This is a genomic window from Paenibacillus sp. LS-5 (assembly GCF_056121505.1).
In genome coordinates this window covers 190,694-204,720 of the sequence record NZ_JBWAVA010000008.1, presented here as the reverse complement: position 1 = coordinate 204,720, position 14,027 = coordinate 190,694, and the positions used below count along the sequence as shown (strand labels likewise).

Here is a 14,027-nt window from a genome sequence, read left to right as displayed (position 1 = left end):
TAAAATATGTTATATCGAGGTTCCAGTTTCGTTCCAAACTTCTGAGTATTTGGTGTCATTGTATCGTAAACTTTGAGTTTTTGCACGGATGAGTCCATTTTACCTATTGAATTTCTACTAGAGAAGAGGAGAGATAGCTATGAGAATCATTTACCATGGTCATTCCTGTGTACAGATTGAGGTGAACGGCAAGTCGCTGATTATCGACCCGTTTCTTAGAGGCAATCCTGCGGCAGTCACCAAACCTGAGGAGATTAAGACCGACATGGTGCTGCTGACACATGCTCATATGGATCATATTCTGGATGCGGCACCGATTGCGCTACAGAATAATATACCAGTTGTGGCTAATGTAGAGCTAGCTGGCTATATGCAAGGGAAAGGTGTCCAGACCATTGGGATGAATATCGGGGGGACGGTTGATTTTGGTTTTGCTACTGCGACAATGATTCATGCTTTTCACAGCTCGGGTATTACACTGGATGAGGACCAGAAAGTGATCTACGGCGGCATGCCTGCAGGTTTCATTATCCAAGCGGAAGGACGCACGGTTCTGCATGCAGGAGACACTGGACTATTCGGCGATTTAAAAATGTTCGGTGAACTCTATGACATCGATCTGGCGATTCTGCCGATTGGGGGGCATTTCACCATGGGACCGGAGCATGCGTTAATCGCCGCCAAATGGCTGGGAGCCAAGCAAGTGCTTCCGATTCACTACAATACCTTCCCGCCGATCGTGCAGGATGCGGGTGCTTTTGTTCAGGCGCTTAGTGAGGCTGGAATCAAGGGTACACCACTTGCTTACGGGGAGACACTGGAGCTGTAAAAGGGCAGAGGATCGGATAGAAACAATTCGCACCAGCTGGAAGCGCAAATTTTGAAGAATTGGAAGCCTCAATGGTATGATCAATGAGAATAAAGGAGGCGGTTTGAAAATGAAGACCAGAATTCTTGGAAGTGGTCAGCTGCAAGTTTCAGCTCTTGGACTGGGCTGTATGGGAATGTCCGACTTTTACAGTGGACGGGATGAAGCGGAATCCATCCGTACCATCCACCGGGCGCTTGATCTGGGAGTGAATTTCCTGGATACAGCGGATATGTACGGCGTAGGGAAGAACGAAGAACTAGTGGGACATGCGATCAAAGGTCACCGGAATAACGTGGTGCTCGCTACCAAATTCGGCAATGTGCGGAGCGCAGAAGGGAAAATGCTCGGAGTGAACGGCCGCCCGGAATATGTGAAGTCTGCCTGTGATGCCAGCCTTCGGCGTCTGGGAGTGGATCACATCGATTTGTACTATCAGCACAGGGTGGATCCAAACACTCCGATTGAGGAGACCGTTGGCGCAATGGCGGATCTTGTAACGGCGGGAAAGGTCCGCTTCCTCGGTCTGTCAGAAGCTGCACCCGGAACCATCCGCCGCGCTCATGCGGTTCATCCAATAACGGCGCTGCAGACAGAATACTCGCTCTGGAGCCGTGACGTAGAGGATGAGATCCTGCCTGTCTGCCGCGAGCTTGGCATCGGTTTTGTTCCTTACAGCCCGCTGGGCCGGGGATTCCTTACCGGTCAAATTCAGACCTTCGAGGATTTGGCGGAAGACGATTACCGCCGCTTTTCTCCGCGTTTTCAAGGGGAGAACTTCGCCAAGAATCTGGATCTGGTGAAGCGCATCCGGGAGATTGCTGCAGAGAAGGATTGTGAGCCTTCCCAGCTTGCGTTGGCCTGGCTGCTGGCCCAGGGGGACGACATCGTTCCCATCCCTGGTACCAAACGGATTAAATATCTGGAAGAGAACATCGGCTCACTGGAAGTCACTCTGAGTGGCGACGATCTGAAGAGTATTAATGATGCTGCGCCGCTAGGGGTAGCAGCCGGTACCCGCTATCCCGAACAGAACATGAAGAGTGTGAATCTCTAGCATAGAAGACTTGTGATGGATAATCTGACAGCAGGTTCAGCGTTCAGTCATTCAAGCCCATACAGATAGACAAAACAGGCAGTAGCGTAAGTAATACGCTGCTGCCTGTTTTGTCCTATTGGAAATGTAATGTCCCTTATTGGATTATTGCTGCTTCTCCGGCTCCTTGGGAGTTATCCGGGACGGCCGGGTTACCCAGTTGCTGCGGTTCATCGGCTTGACCGTATCAATACGCGGAATGAAGCTCTCCTCAGATGTCTCTACAGTCTGCTGTCCCTCAGTTTCCTCAACCGCTATAGTTTTCTTTGAAAGACCGCGTCCGTTATGCTTACCTTTATTCCATACTCTTCCCTTGCTCATGATTACACTCCATTTCTGTAAGCTCATACTTTCACCATATCACATCACGAACCGTTAAGAAAGATCGGTTAGCATAAAACAAGCTTTTTGACAAGTTATAAAATGTACTATTGATTGCCCATCAGACTGGCTATAATAGTATAGAATTGAAAGGAGAGTACCCTGATGCCCATCAAGATCATAACCGACAGCGGTTCGGATTTACCCCTTGAATATGTAGAGAAATATAATGTTGACATCGTTCATCTACCAGTTCACTTTGAGCATGAGCTCATGCCGGAAGATACGGATACTAAGGCTTTTTATGCCAAAATGCGGGACTCCAAAGAGCTGCCGAAGACGGCCAGTCCCAGTCCGCAGGTCTTCCTGAACAAGTTCAGAGAAGTGGAAGCAGGCACCGACATTATGGTTGTCTGTATGTCATCTAATATAAGCAGCACTTATCAGACCGCATTGATTGCCAAAGAAATGTATGAAGAAGAAGGCCATCCCAATGCGATTGAAATTATAGATTCCAAGACCTTTTCCGGGGGTTTATCCCTTCTTGTTGCTTTAACGGCTAAATGGTCGCTTACCTGCTCGAGTCTGGAAGAGCTTAAGGTAATGGTACTGAACAAAGCCGAAGAAGTGACTGCGTACTTTACCTTGGACACCCTGGAGAATGTAATCAAAGGCGGGCGTCTGAACCGTTTATCCGGTGCTGTAGCTTCTGTGCTGAACATCAAGCTGCTGCTGAAGATCAGCGATGAAGGGACTGTCGAGGTGATCGAGAAGACGCGGGGTCTTCCGAAGGCATTAACCCATCTGCTGGCGAAGCTCGAAGACAAACAGCATGATTACGAAAAAGCCGTGATTGCCATTGTACACAGCAATTGCGAAAAACTTGCGCTGGAGATCAAGGAGCGTATTCTTGAGAAGCATCCTTTTAAAGAGATTTTATTCTCCAGTATGGGTCCTGTGATGGGTACTTATGCCGGAGAAGGCGGGATCGGTGTGGCCTTTTAACCACCGCTCCGTACCACACCAGTCAGGCCGTACCCGGAATTATCCCGGTGTGCGGCTTTTTTTCTACCATAAACTTTATCTATTCTTTAGATTTGGTTTAGACTAGATAAAGAATGCCGGGCTATAGTTACAATGAACGCACCATGCAGGATAAGATAGAGGGGGATTCACGATGTACACCATTCTGATTGCCGATGATGAATTGGAGATTGTAGAGCTGCTGCAGCTCTATTTGGAGAAGGAATATAACATCCTGCAAGCACAGAACGGGAACGAGGCGCTCAAGCTGATGCAGAGCCATACCGTGGATCTGGCGATTCTCGATATTATGATGCCGGGCATGGACGGACTACAGCTGCTGAAGCGCATCCGTGAAAACAACCATTTTCCAGTACTGTTTCTGTCAGCCAAAAGCCAGCATCATGATAAAATCCTCGGGCTGGAGCTGGGGGCGGACGACTACATTTCCAAACCGTTCAATCCGCTGGAAATTGTTGCCCGTGTAGGGTCAATGCTCCGGAGGGTTCACCAGTTCGACGCTCCGGCGGTACAAGAAAAGCAGAAGGAGCAAATCGTGCTCGGACGCCTGCTGCTTGACCGGAGCAGCTGTCAGGTACAGGTATCTGGAGAGCCGGTTAGCTTGACATCAACGGAGTACAAAATTCTGGAGCTGCTGATGGAGCAGCCGGGCCGGGTCTTTACCCGTAAGAAGATATACGAAGCCGTATGGGAAGACTTTTACGTCTATGAAGATAATAGTATTATGGTGCATATCAGCAATATCCGCGACAAGATTGAACGTGATTCCAAGAAACCGGAATACCTGAAGACGATCAGGGGATTGGGGTACAAAATTGAAGCACCCGTGGAAAAGTAGGGATAACCGTCCGCTGCAGACATCACTCACTCTGGATTTCCTGCTGTTCAACTGTATGCTGCTGATGATTATACTGATTGTCTATCTATTTATCCAGAAGGATATCACCCACTTGATTCTAAATAAACAGCTCACAGATCCTAATCTTTCCGTCGAAGCAGGTAATTACCGGGAAGATCTGGGTGACGGCGCTCAGAGCAGGCAGCTGCTGCAAAGCGGGGGATGGCTGGAGCTCCTTGATTCCGACAAACAGGTAATCCGCGTCATTGGAGAGAAGCAGGATCAGATACGAGCCTATGATGAGAATAGTCTGTATCTGGGGCTGGAGAACCGCACGGATCAGCCTTATTACTATTCGATTACTCCGTTGAAGGGAGAAGGTCAGGCAGCCTGGCTTCTGCTCAAAATCCCCCGCCATGTCATCAAAGTATCCATTAACAATGAACTGCTGGTATCCTATTTGAACCATTCTGTGTTTTTTTATGTTTTTATGGTTAGCGCGCTTATTCTTATGCTGATCTTTGTATATAGTTATTGGGTCACGAGACGCATCAAGAAGCCGCTTCGCGTGCTGAATCTCGGACTGAAGCAGATGATGGAAGGGCATTACAGCACCCGGATCGCCCTCTATGCAGAGACAGAATTCCTGCGGATTGGCGAAAGCTTCAATTACATGGCGGATGTGATTGAGAAGACGACGGAAGAGAAGCGGAAGGCCGAAATGAGCAAGCAGCGATTAATGGTGGATTTGTCCCATGATCTAAAGACGCCGATTACGAGTATCCAGGGCTACGCGCAGGCATTGATGGAAGGCCGGGGAGCCGACCCGGAACGCCAGACGAAGTATTTGAATTATATCTACACCAAATCGGTGCAGGTGACGAAGCTGATCCAGCATATGCTGGAGCTGCTGAAGCTGGATTCCCCGGATTTCATTCTTCATACGGAACGGCTGGAGCTTGGAGATCATCTGCGGGAGATTGTTGCGGACACGTACGGCGAAATTGAACAAAAAGACTTCCAGCTTCAGCTCCAGGTTCCCGAAGAGGAAGTCTATGCAAGGTATGATCCGGAGCTATTCTCAAGTATTATCAATAATCTGATCTCCAATGCGCTGGCTTACAATCCCCAAGGCACTCGCCTTCGGGTAACCGTTATCCCTGAGGATATAGAGGTCTGTATTGAAATCGCCGACAATGGAATAGGTATCCCCAAAGAGCTGTGGTCAACGATCTTCGATCCGTTTGTACGTGGAGATGAAGCCCGGACGGCAAGCGGCGGAACAGGGCTGGGATTATCCATCGCCAAGAATAATGTGGAGAAGATGGGCGGTTCGCTTACGCTAGAGGGCAGAGAGGGAGAACCAACGGTATTCACCATCCGGATTCCGAAATAGTACCGAACTGGATCTGCAGATTTTGAGGAGGAATGGATATGGATCAAGGTTGTCAAAAGGGGCTTGTTCATATTTCCGATCGTGTGATATCGGCTATTGTGAGTTATGTCGTTATGGATACACCGGGAATTGCTGGGATGTCGGGAAGCTCAGTTACGGGAAATCTGAGCAAGTGGCTGGGCGGTAAACTCAGCACAAAAGGAATGTCTGTGGAAGTCTCGGAGGAGGAGGTAGCCGTCCATCTTCAAGTCATTGTGGATTATGGATGCCGTATTCATGAGGTGTGCGTGAATCTGCAGCACAATGTCCGCAGTGCCGTTGAGAACATGCTGGGTCTCACCCTCGCTGTTGTGAATGTCCGGGTCGACAAGCTGGCTATTCCGCAGCTATAATTCCGGATATAGACACCCTGGTCTGGGCATCCGCATAGAATGGAGCAAATCTATTTACGGAGGTTATGCAATAATGTCATATTATCCATCCGGTCAACCCTCGACGGTGATCTATCAGGCTGATCCGGCTGTGGTGAATCATCTGCACACAGTCCGCGAATCGCTGCACCATTCCTGCAAGCCGTACTTAAACCACTATGTCAATGTTCAGACGATTGACGGTCAGATGCATGAAGGAACCATTGCCGGAATGGACAACAAACACCTGTATCTTAAGATTCCCGAAACTGCAGATATGGTGCGGGGTTACTACAATCCTTATTTCAAGCCCTATCCAGGGCCAGGTTATCCTTACCCGGGAGTGGTGAATAACAATGTCATCCTTCCGCTGGTATTGTTCGAACTGCTGGCCATTTCATTAATTTGATTCTACGCAGCCCCACAAGACATGAACCGGATCAACGGCAGTACGCCGAATCCTCGGCTCATGTCTTTTTTTTGTAAATGGGAGGATGTGCTTAACTTGTATTTGTGGAGATAAGTAATTATGGTAGACTAAGATACACGTAATTTCAGGAGGTTCAAAAATGATTACATACCCTGTACTTGAAAAAGGGGCAACGATAGGTGTGACTGCAGCCTCTTCGGGTGTTGGCCCCCAAACTGCGGAGCTGTTCGGCAAAGCGGTTACCCGTATGGAAGAAAGAGGTTATCACGTCATTTGCGGAGATACGGTCTTTAAACATGACAAGGCAAAATCTGCTTCTGGTGCTGAGCGCGGCAAAGAGTTCAATCAGATGATGAGTGACGACCGGATCGACCTGATTATCCCGCCTTGGGGCGGGGAGCTGCTGATTGAGATGCTGGAGCATATTGATTATGGGCAGGTGAAGGCTAAGTGGGTGATGGGTTTCTCCGATATTAGTCTGCTGTTGCTCGTCCTAACCTTACGAACGGGTATAGCGACAGCACATGGACCAAGCTTTTGGGATTTGCGCGCTGAGGTTTCGGATAAGACGACGGCGATGTGGCAGACGGTTTTATCCACCAACAGTAGGGAACCGGTCGTCCAGCATTCCTCAGTGAACTATCATCAGGAGCTAGAGCAAGCCGTACCATCGCCTTCACTGTTTCATTTACATATTCCAACAGTGTGGAAGTTGGTATCCGGAGATACTGTCACATTAAAGGGACGGCTGCTTGGCGGCTGCGTAGATATCATCCGTCATATTATCGGTACACCTTACGGCGATGTGCGACATTTCCAGGAGCATTTCCTTCACCAAGAACCCATCCTGTGGTATCTGGAAAATTGCGAACTGAATGCGGCCGATCTGCGCCGATCCTTGGTACAGATGAAGCTGGCCGGCTGGTTCGACCATTGCTCCGGTGTCATGTTCGGCAGAAGTGGCACCAATGCACCAATGGAGAATTATACCGCTGAGGATGTATACAGGGAACTCTTTGAAGAATTGCGGATACCTGTGATTTATGATTTGGACTTCGGACATGTTCCTCCGCAAATGACACTGATTAATGGAGCCTACGCGGAGGTTGTAGTAGCCGGAGGGGCGGGTACAATAACGCAATATTTTTATGAGTAACTTGGGTCGATAGAGGGCCCCGCTTTCGCTATAGGTATAACCAATAGTGTCCTTTAGTAAAAAAGGTGTGTCTCAAAAGCCATGAAAAGGCTGATTGGGACACACCTGATTTTTTTGAACCGATAGGGTTGAAACGGTCACTGTGATAGCCGGACGGTTCCTTGTGCACAATTATTTACGTATTTACAACTGCCGTGATCTCGTCATCCAGCTCTAGATGAACCTCTTCACGGTAGGCCCTTATGCCATATTCACTGTGCATATAGCGCAGGATGGCCTCGATCATATTGGACTCTACCAAGTACTGGCTCCGGCCTTCGACCCACACCTCTGCAGTATATCCTGTGTCTTCTTCCCAGCTTAGCTCCACCTGAACCTTTTGCACCGGAACGCCCTTACGTTCCGCCATATGCATACAGATGGCGTTAATAATCTCGTCCATGCTCAGAACAGTTGTCCCCATATTAGTAACGTCCACCCCGTTCCTCTAATCTGCGCCGTTCCTTTCTGCGGCGGAAGAAGGACATAACCATTATTACTACCAGGTAAATAGCCAGCATATTGACGGCGAATCCGATCAGGTTCCCGAACGCGCCCATTCCGGCGAATATGCCGCCAAAGAGGAATCCGGCGATTCCGCCGATCATCAGGCCTTTCATTAAGCTTCCACCGCTGAAAAACCCTCTGTTTGCCCTGGCGGCTGTTCCGGTTTTGGTTCCTGTCATGCTATCGTTTTGTTTCACATTATTTGTTGTTGATTTCTTCGGAGTCGTGGTGTATCCGCGGGTTCCGGATTTGAAGCCGCCACCGCGTCTGGCATCCGCAAAGTCGGGAGCAGTAACTGCAAAAAACAGGGTAAAGGTCATCAGGATCATCATTACGCGTTTCATTGGTTTCATTGAGTACAAGCACCCTCCTATAGGTGTTGGAAGCCTCAGCTCCCATGTATTTGTGTATCTGTTCAGTAATACGCACGAAAGGAAGGGTGGTTCCATTTTAAAATATCATAATTTTAATCAACGCAAGGGAGAGGAGGATCACAGGGCAAAAAAAATGCGCGGATCATAAGATCCACGCAAACAGCAGATTTTCAGAGAGTTGCCTTGTTCTCCACGTAACCGTCAGACACAAGCTCAAGCGCTCCGGTGGCCGGATCGATGATCATGCCGTGAACAGGTACGTTTGGGGGGAGTAAAGGATGGCGCTTAATCAGCTCCACAGTCTGAATTACCCCTTCTTCCACGTTGTCAAACCCGCGCAGCCATTTGGTGAGCTTAATTCCTGAGTTCTCCAGAGTGGACAGCACCTCTTCAGAAACTCCGCGTTCTTTAATTGAATTGATCATTTTGTCCGCGTTGAGCGAAGCCATCCCGCATTCATAGTGTCCCACTACAATCACTTCATCGGCGTCGAGCTCATACAGGGCTACCATCACGCTGCGCATTACGCTTCCAAAGGGCTGGGATATGATGGCACCGGCGTTTTTGATGATTTTGACGTCCCCGTTCTTGAAATTCATAGCCTTAGGCAAAAGCTCAACAAGCCGAGTGTCCATACAGGTGATGATCAGCATCTTTTTGTCAGGAAAGCGGCTGGTCAGATAGGCTTCGTATTCTTTTTCCTCGACGAAATTCTTATTAAACTCCAAAATATCAGTAATTTGACTCATGACCTGCTACCTCCTAAAAGTTATGTGAGCATACGCTTTATGCTTGGTTAGCATCCTGCTCCGTGATTGTTAATTCCTAATATACTCCTTGATTCGGGTGAACTCCAGAGGCAGACTGGTGCCCTATACATCCCGCATAAGAATATTCTTGCCATAGTTCCTTCGATCACTAATTTCAAATTAAAGATATAATACCTCTGGATTTGATTATACGTATTTAAAAAAGTATCATCAAGGGGAGCTGGTTAAAACAGAGAAAGCGGGTGTTCAATGATGGAGCAATTGGTCCAGGAAGAGTGGGAGAAATTCAGCGAGCTATTATCCAAAATTAGCGGATACACGGAAGCGATTGGCTTGCTGCACTGGGATTTGCGTACAGGAGCCCCACGTAAGGGGGTGGAGATTCGTTCGAATACAATCGGACTGATCAGTGGAGAGATTTTTAGACTGCAGACATCACCGGAGATGGGCGAGTTCACAAAATATTTCAGCCGCCCGGAAGTCACGAGCCAATTAAGCGACATTCAGAACAAGATCGTTAAAGATTGCCGCAAAGAGTACGAGCGCAGCAAGAGCATACCTTCCAAAAGCTATGGGGAGTACTCCATGCTCACCGCCCATGCACAGACGATTTGGGAGGAGGCCAAGGAAAATGATGATTTTAATTCCTTCGAACCGTATCTTAGCAAAATCGTTGCCTTCACGCAGGAGTTTATCGACCATTGGGGTGTGAAAGACTCCCGGTATGATACGCTGCTTGATATGTATGAGCCCGATCTGACGGTGGAGAAGCTGGATGATATCTTCGGACGTCTGCGCAGCCGGCTTGTTCCGCTTGTCGAAGCCATAGCCGCATCCGAGAACAAGCCTGATACAAAGTTCCTGGCCCAGATTTTCCCTAAGGAGCAGCAAGAGAAGTTCGGATTATTCATTTTAGAGCAAATGGGCTTTGACTTTGAAGCCGGAAGACTGGATGAAAGTGTGCATCCGTTCGCTACCGGCCTGAACCCGGGAGATGTCCGTATTACGACGAACTACTTGCTTGACAATGTCTTAAGCGCTGTATTCAGCTCGCTTCATGAAGGCGGACATGCTTTGTATGAGCAGAACATTAGCAGGGATCTGGTGGGTACACCATTGGCTCAAGGTGCTTCCATGGGTATCCATGAATCCCAGTCCAGACTATGGGAAAATATGATTGGCCGCAGCCGTCCGTTCTGGCAGCGTTACTATGGAGATCTTCAGCAGCATTTCCCTGAGCAGCTTGCCGCTGTGGAAGTTGAAGACTTTTACCGTGCGATTAACAGTGTATCGAATTCCTTTATCCGGATTGAAGCCGATGAATTGACGTACAATCTGCACATCATTGTCCGTTATGAGATTGAGAAGCTTATCTACAATGAAGGACTTGAAGTTAAGGATCTGCCTGGGGTATGGAATGCCAAGTATCAGGAATATCTCGGGATTACCCCTCCAAGCAACGACCTGGGAGTGCTGCAGGATGTTCACTGGTCCGGCGGGGACTTTGGTTATTTTGCCTCATACTCCCTGGGAAATATGTATGCCGCGCAAATTTTGAACACCATGCGGAAGGAACTGCCTGAGCTCGAAAATCTGATAGCAGCGGGTAACCTGCTGCCGATCAAGGAATGGCTTACGGACAAAATCTACCGTTATGGCCAGAGTCTGACTCCATCACAAATCATCGAACAGGTAACTGGTGAGCCTCTGAATCCTGATTATCTGGCCGACTATCTAGAAGCTAAATATACGGAGCTGTATAGTCTATAATCTCACAAAGACCCTGGCGTCTGCAGCAAGGTGGAAGGACTTCGCGCAAAGGAATATAATAGAAGGAAAGCGCAGAATGGAAGGAACCGTGGAATGGCAAATACACACACATACAGTCGTAAGGAAGAGGTTGCAAATGCGGTAACGCACGGGATTGGAGCTGTATTAAGCATAGCAGCACTGGTGCTGTTGGTCGTCTTCGCTGTACAGAATGGAACAGCCTGGCATGTGGTCAGCTTCTCCATCTATGGTGCTACGATGCTGCTGCTGTATACTAATTCAACGCTGGTGCATAGTCTTAGGGATGGGAAAGCTAAAGATTTTTTTGAATTTATGGACCATTCCTCGATCTACTTGTTTATTGCCGGAACTTACACACCTTTTATGCTGGTTGCCATCCGGGGCACGCTGGGCTGGACTTTGTTCGGAATTGCCTGGGGTGTCGCAGTATTCGGTGTTTTCTTCAAAGCCTTTTTCGTGAAAAGATTCCTATTCATGTCCACCGTCTTCTACATCGCGATGGGCTGGATGATTGTGATTGCCTGGAACCCGCTCTCTGCGGTGATGGCAGATGGGGGCATGACCTGGCTGTTGTTTGGCGGGCTGCTGTATACACTAGGAACGGTTTTTTATGTGTGGCGGGGATTCCCGTACCATCATGCAATTTGGCATTTGTTTGTGCTCGGGGGTACCATCGTACACTTTTTTGTCGTATTGGTTTACGTATTGCCGATCCACTGAGTTAAGCTCTCCGCAAGGAGATAATCCACTTTTGGAACAAAGAACAAGATGACAAGCAAAAAGGCTTGACATCTTTCTTTGTTTTAGGTATCATAAGGGACGTTGTGAAGCTGTAAAGTGTTTTTCCTTGACGAAGGGAGTGCCCTTAATGAGTCAGGAGAATAGGCTCGAGAAGACTAACCGGATTAACTTGCTTTTTGCTTTTTATGAACGCCTGCTTACCGATAAGCAGCAAACGTTTCTTAAATATTATTTTCACGATGACTTCTCCCTGGGAGAAATCGCCGCTGAGTTTGAAATCAGCCGCCAAGCCGTGTATGAGCACATCAAACGTGCGGAGCAGGTTCTGGAGAATTACGAAGCAAAGCTGGGATTGCTTAGCAAGCATGAGAGCCGCAACAAATACTTAGAAGAACTGCGCAGACTGCCGGAGAATGGGATGCTGCCTGAGCAATATACACTGCGGTTCACGGAGCTCGTGGATCGTTTGCAGAGGTTAGAGTAGCATGAAGGGAGAAAGCTGCATATGGCGTTTGAAGGTTTAACCGGAAGATTGCAGAATGTGTTCAGCAAGCTGCGTGGCAAAGGTAAAGTCTCCGAAGATGATGTAAATGAAGCTATGCGTGAAGTACGGCTGGCCCTTCTGGAAGCCGATGTTAACTTCAAGGTCGTTAAGGACTTTGTCTCCAAGGTAAAAGAAAAGTCCATTGGCAAGGAAGTAATGGACAGCTTTACTCCCGGCATGGTAATCATCGACATCGTTAACAAGGAACTGACCGAGCTGATGGGTGGAAGCCAGGCAAAGCTGGCCAAGTCGAACAAGCCGCCGACCGTGATCATGATGGCGGGTCTGCAAGGGGCAGGGAAGACGACCACTTCTGGCAAGCTGGCTAAGCTGCTGCAGAAGGGCAATCACCGCCCGTTGCTGGTAGCTGCCGATATTTACCGTCCGGCTGCGATCAAGCAATTACAAGTGCTGGGTGAACAGATCAAGGTTCCTGTATTTTCGCTGGGTGATCAGACCAGTCCGGTAGAAATCGCCAGACAAGCTGTACAGCATGCGAAGGATAACAACCTGGATTATGTGATTATCGATACTGCAGGTCGCCTGCATATTGATGAAGAGCTTATGGAAGAATTGAAGCAGATTCATAACGTTGTAAGTCCTGACGAAGTACTGCTCGTAGTTGATGCGATGACCGGTCAGGATGCCGTGAACGTTGCCGATAGCTTCAATAAGCAGCTAGAGCTCACCGGTGTTGTATTGACTAAGCTCGACGGCGACAGCCGCGGCGGTGCCGCGTTGTCCGTCAAAGCGGTCACTGGCTGCCCAATCAAATTCGCTGCACTAGGCGAGAAGATTGATGCGCTGGAGCCTTTCCATCCTGAACGGATGGCATCCCGTATTCTCGGAATGGGCGATATGCTGTCCCTGATCGAGAAGGCCCAGGCCAATATCGATACCGAAAAGGCCAAAGAAATGGAACGTAAGATGCGCAACGCGGAATTTACGTTCGATGATTTCCTGGAACAAATGGATCAAGTCAAGAAGCTTGGACCGATCGACCAGATTCTCGACATGCTGCCTGGTATGAACAAAGCCAAGGGCATGAAGGACCTCAAAGTCGACGATAAGCAGATGGGCCGCGTCGAAGCCATTGTTCATTCCATGACCAAGGAAGAGAAGGCCCAGCCCGAGATTATCAACCACAACCGCCGTAAGCGCATTGCTGCCGGCAGTGGCACCAACGTGGCTGAGGTCAACCGTCTCATCAAGCAGTTCGATGAAATGCGCAAGATGATGAAGCAGTTCTCCGGCATGATGGGCGGCGGAGGCAAGGGCGGCAAGAAAAATGCGATGAAGCAGCTCAAGGGTCTTGGCGGTAAAGGAATGAAGTTCCCTTTCCGTTGATCATATAAGGGTTCCATAGATCAGACTTAGTCTAACTATTGTATAATTTTCGATATTCTTATAAGGAGGTGAATTTCGTGGCAGTACGTATTCGTCTGAAAAGAATGGGTGCACATAAAGCGCCTTTCTATCGTGTAGTGGTTTCCGATTCCCGGTCCCCTCGTGACGGTCGTTTTATCGAGGAAATCGGTTATTATAATCCGATTGAAGTACCGGCAGTAGTTAAGATCGATGAGGAAAAGGCTCTTAAATGGCTTCAAACAGGTGCGCAGGCATCTGATACCGTCCGCAATCTGCTTTCCAAAGCAGGCGTGATGAAGAAGTTCCATGAGCTGAAGTTACAGAAATAATGACT

The 14,027-nt window shown here is 48.5% G+C and carries 17 protein-coding genes; 13 read left to right on the top strand and 4 right to left on the bottom strand.

All coding sequences use genetic code 11. From position 1 onward, the window contains the following. Window positions 1–139 precede the first annotated feature (139 nt). A complete protein-coding gene (locus AC0MA3_RS14575) occupies window positions 140–829 on the top strand; it encodes a metal-dependent hydrolase (RefSeq protein WP_379151192.1) in 690 nt (229 codons plus the stop codon). Window positions 830–938: 109 nt separating this feature from the next. Beyond that, window positions 939–1,925, top strand: coding sequence for an aldo/keto reductase (locus tag AC0MA3_RS14570; RefSeq protein ID WP_379151195.1), 987 nt, complete (start codon window positions 939–941; stop codon window positions 1,923–1,925). Between the two features lie 144 nt (window positions 1,926–2,069). On the opposite strand, the gene AC0MA3_RS14565 is transcribed toward AC0MA3_RS14570, so the two are convergent. Continuing rightward, on the bottom strand, window positions 2,070–2,285 hold the full coding sequence (locus AC0MA3_RS14565; protein WP_474656691.1) for a hypothetical protein: 216 nt from the start codon (window positions 2,283–2,285) through the stop codon (window positions 2,070–2,072). A gap of 165 nt (window positions 2,286–2,450) precedes the next feature. On the opposite strand from AC0MA3_RS14565, the gene AC0MA3_RS14560 reads away from it, so the two are divergent. The 6 genes from AC0MA3_RS14560 to AC0MA3_RS14535 all read left to right on the top strand — a co-directional run bounded on the left by AC0MA3_RS14560 (window position 2,451) and on the right by AC0MA3_RS14535 (window position 7,559). Further along, entirely contained in the window at window positions 2,451–3,290 is an 840-nt protein-coding gene (locus AC0MA3_RS14560; protein WP_379151201.1) for a DegV family protein, read from the top strand. 172 nt (window positions 3,291–3,462) lie between these two features. Continuing rightward, window positions 3,463–4,167, top strand: coding sequence for a response regulator transcription factor (locus AC0MA3_RS14555; RefSeq protein WP_379151204.1), 705 nt, complete (start codon window positions 3,463–3,465; stop codon window positions 4,165–4,167). After that, window positions 4,145–5,563, top strand: coding sequence for a sensor histidine kinase (locus tag AC0MA3_RS14550; protein WP_474656690.1), 1,419 nt, complete (start codon window positions 4,145–4,147; stop codon window positions 5,561–5,563). Before AC0MA3_RS14555 ends, AC0MA3_RS14550 begins: the two co-directional genes overlap by 23 nt. A 38-nt stretch (window positions 5,564–5,601) precedes the next feature. Then, complete coding sequence (locus AC0MA3_RS14545; protein ID WP_474656689.1) at window positions 5,602–5,955, top strand: Asp23/Gls24 family envelope stress response protein; 354 nt, start codon at window positions 5,602–5,604, stop codon at window positions 5,953–5,955. A 73-nt stretch (window positions 5,956–6,028) separates the two neighbouring features. Then, on the top strand, window positions 6,029–6,382 hold the full coding sequence (locus tag AC0MA3_RS14540) for a hypothetical protein (protein WP_474656688.1): 354 nt from the start codon (window positions 6,029–6,031) through the stop codon (window positions 6,380–6,382). 160 nt (window positions 6,383–6,542) lie between these two features. Further along, window positions 6,543–7,559, top strand: coding sequence for a S66 family peptidase (locus AC0MA3_RS14535; protein WP_474656687.1), 1,017 nt, complete (start codon window positions 6,543–6,545; stop codon window positions 7,557–7,559). 175 nt (window positions 7,560–7,734) lie between these two features. Here the strand turns inward: AC0MA3_RS14535 and AC0MA3_RS14530 are convergent, their stop codons facing one another. From AC0MA3_RS14530 to AC0MA3_RS14520, 3 genes are all read right to left on the bottom strand, one after another. After that, the gene (locus tag AC0MA3_RS14530) at window positions 7,735–8,022 is read right to left on the bottom strand and encodes a YxcD family protein (RefSeq protein ID WP_379151219.1); all 288 of its coding nucleotides are present in this window, start codon (window positions 8,020–8,022) and stop codon (window positions 7,735–7,737) included. A gap of 1 nt (window position 8,023) precedes the next feature. Further along, window positions 8,024–8,458, bottom strand: coding sequence for a hypothetical protein (locus AC0MA3_RS14525; protein WP_474656686.1), 435 nt, complete (start codon window positions 8,456–8,458; stop codon window positions 8,024–8,026). A gap of 191 nt (window positions 8,459–8,649) precedes the next feature. Then, window positions 8,650–9,228, bottom strand: coding sequence for a beta-class carbonic anhydrase (locus AC0MA3_RS14520; protein WP_379151224.1), 579 nt, complete (start codon window positions 9,226–9,228; stop codon window positions 8,650–8,652). 273 nt (window positions 9,229–9,501) lie between these two features. On the opposite strand from AC0MA3_RS14520, the gene AC0MA3_RS14515 reads away from it, so the two are divergent. The 5 genes from AC0MA3_RS14515 (at window position 9,502) to rpsP (ending at window position 14,022) form a co-directional block, all read left to right on the top strand. Then, the gene (locus tag AC0MA3_RS14515; RefSeq protein ID WP_474656712.1) at window positions 9,502–11,019 is read left to right on the top strand and encodes a carboxypeptidase M32; all 1,518 of its coding nucleotides are present in this window, start codon (window positions 9,502–9,504) and stop codon (window positions 11,017–11,019) included. Between the two features lie 93 nt (window positions 11,020–11,112). After that, window positions 11,113–11,760: a PAQR family membrane homeostasis protein TrhA gene (trhA, locus tag AC0MA3_RS14510; RefSeq protein WP_379151227.1), complete on the top strand. Its 648-nt coding sequence runs from the start codon at window positions 11,113–11,115 to the stop codon at window positions 11,758–11,760. 148 nt (window positions 11,761–11,908) lie between these two features. Continuing rightward, on the top strand, window positions 11,909–12,265 hold the full coding sequence (gene ylxM / locus AC0MA3_RS14505) for a YlxM family DNA-binding protein (RefSeq protein WP_379151230.1): 357 nt from the start codon (window positions 11,909–11,911) through the stop codon (window positions 12,263–12,265). Between the two features lie 21 nt (window positions 12,266–12,286). Further along, on the top strand, window positions 12,287–13,672 hold the full coding sequence (ffh, locus tag AC0MA3_RS14500) for a signal recognition particle protein (protein ID WP_379151233.1): 1,386 nt from the start codon (window positions 12,287–12,289) through the stop codon (window positions 13,670–13,672). 77 nt (window positions 13,673–13,749) lie between these two features. Next, complete coding sequence (gene rpsP, locus AC0MA3_RS14495) at window positions 13,750–14,022, top strand: 30S ribosomal protein S16 (protein ID WP_379151236.1); 273 nt, start codon at window positions 13,750–13,752, stop codon at window positions 14,020–14,022. The last annotated feature ends 5 nt before the right edge of the window (window positions 14,023–14,027 follow it).

Excerpts from the sequence above, each read along its gene's own strand:
- AC0MA3_RS14575 (WP_379151192.1), top strand. The coding sequence starts at position 140 with ATGAGAATCATTTACCATGGTCATTCCTGTGTACAGATTGAGGTGAAC.
- AC0MA3_RS14570 (WP_379151195.1), top strand. The coding sequence starts at position 939 with ATGAAGACCAGAATTCTTGGAAGTGGTCAGCTGCAAGTTTCAGCTCTT.
- AC0MA3_RS14565 (WP_474656691.1), bottom strand. The coding sequence starts at position 2,285 with ATGAGCAAGGGAAGAGTATGGAATAAAGGTAAGCATAACGGACGCGGT.
- AC0MA3_RS14560 (WP_379151201.1), top strand. The coding sequence starts at position 2,451 with ATGCCCATCAAGATCATAACCGACAGCGGTTCGGATTTACCCCTTGAA.
- AC0MA3_RS14555 (WP_379151204.1), top strand. The coding sequence starts at position 3,463 with ATGTACACCATTCTGATTGCCGATGATGAATTGGAGATTGTAGAGCTG.
- AC0MA3_RS14545 (WP_474656689.1), top strand. The coding sequence starts at position 5,602 with ATGGATCAAGGTTGTCAAAAGGGGCTTGTTCATATTTCCGATCGTGTG.
- AC0MA3_RS14540 (WP_474656688.1), top strand. The coding sequence starts at position 6,029 with ATGTCATATTATCCATCCGGTCAACCCTCGACGGTGATCTATCAGGCT.
- AC0MA3_RS14535 (WP_474656687.1), top strand. The coding sequence starts at position 6,543 with ATGATTACATACCCTGTACTTGAAAAAGGGGCAACGATAGGTGTGACT.
- AC0MA3_RS14530 (WP_379151219.1), bottom strand. The coding sequence starts at position 8,022 with ATGGGGACAACTGTTCTGAGCATGGACGAGATTATTAACGCCATCTGT.
- AC0MA3_RS14525 (WP_474656686.1), bottom strand. The coding sequence starts at position 8,458 with ATGAAACCAATGAAACGCGTAATGATGATCCTGATGACCTTTACCCTG.
- AC0MA3_RS14520 (WP_379151224.1), bottom strand. The coding sequence starts at position 9,228 with ATGAGTCAAATTACTGATATTTTGGAGTTTAATAAGAATTTCGTCGAG.
- AC0MA3_RS14515 (WP_474656712.1), top strand. The coding sequence starts at position 9,502 with ATGGAGCAATTGGTCCAGGAAGAGTGGGAGAAATTCAGCGAGCTATTA.
- trhA (WP_379151227.1), top strand. The coding sequence starts at position 11,113 with ATGGCAAATACACACACATACAGTCGTAAGGAAGAGGTTGCAAATGCG.
- ylxM (WP_379151230.1), top strand. The coding sequence starts at position 11,909 with ATGAGTCAGGAGAATAGGCTCGAGAAGACTAACCGGATTAACTTGCTT.
- ffh (WP_379151233.1), top strand. The coding sequence starts at position 12,287 with ATGGCGTTTGAAGGTTTAACCGGAAGATTGCAGAATGTGTTCAGCAAG.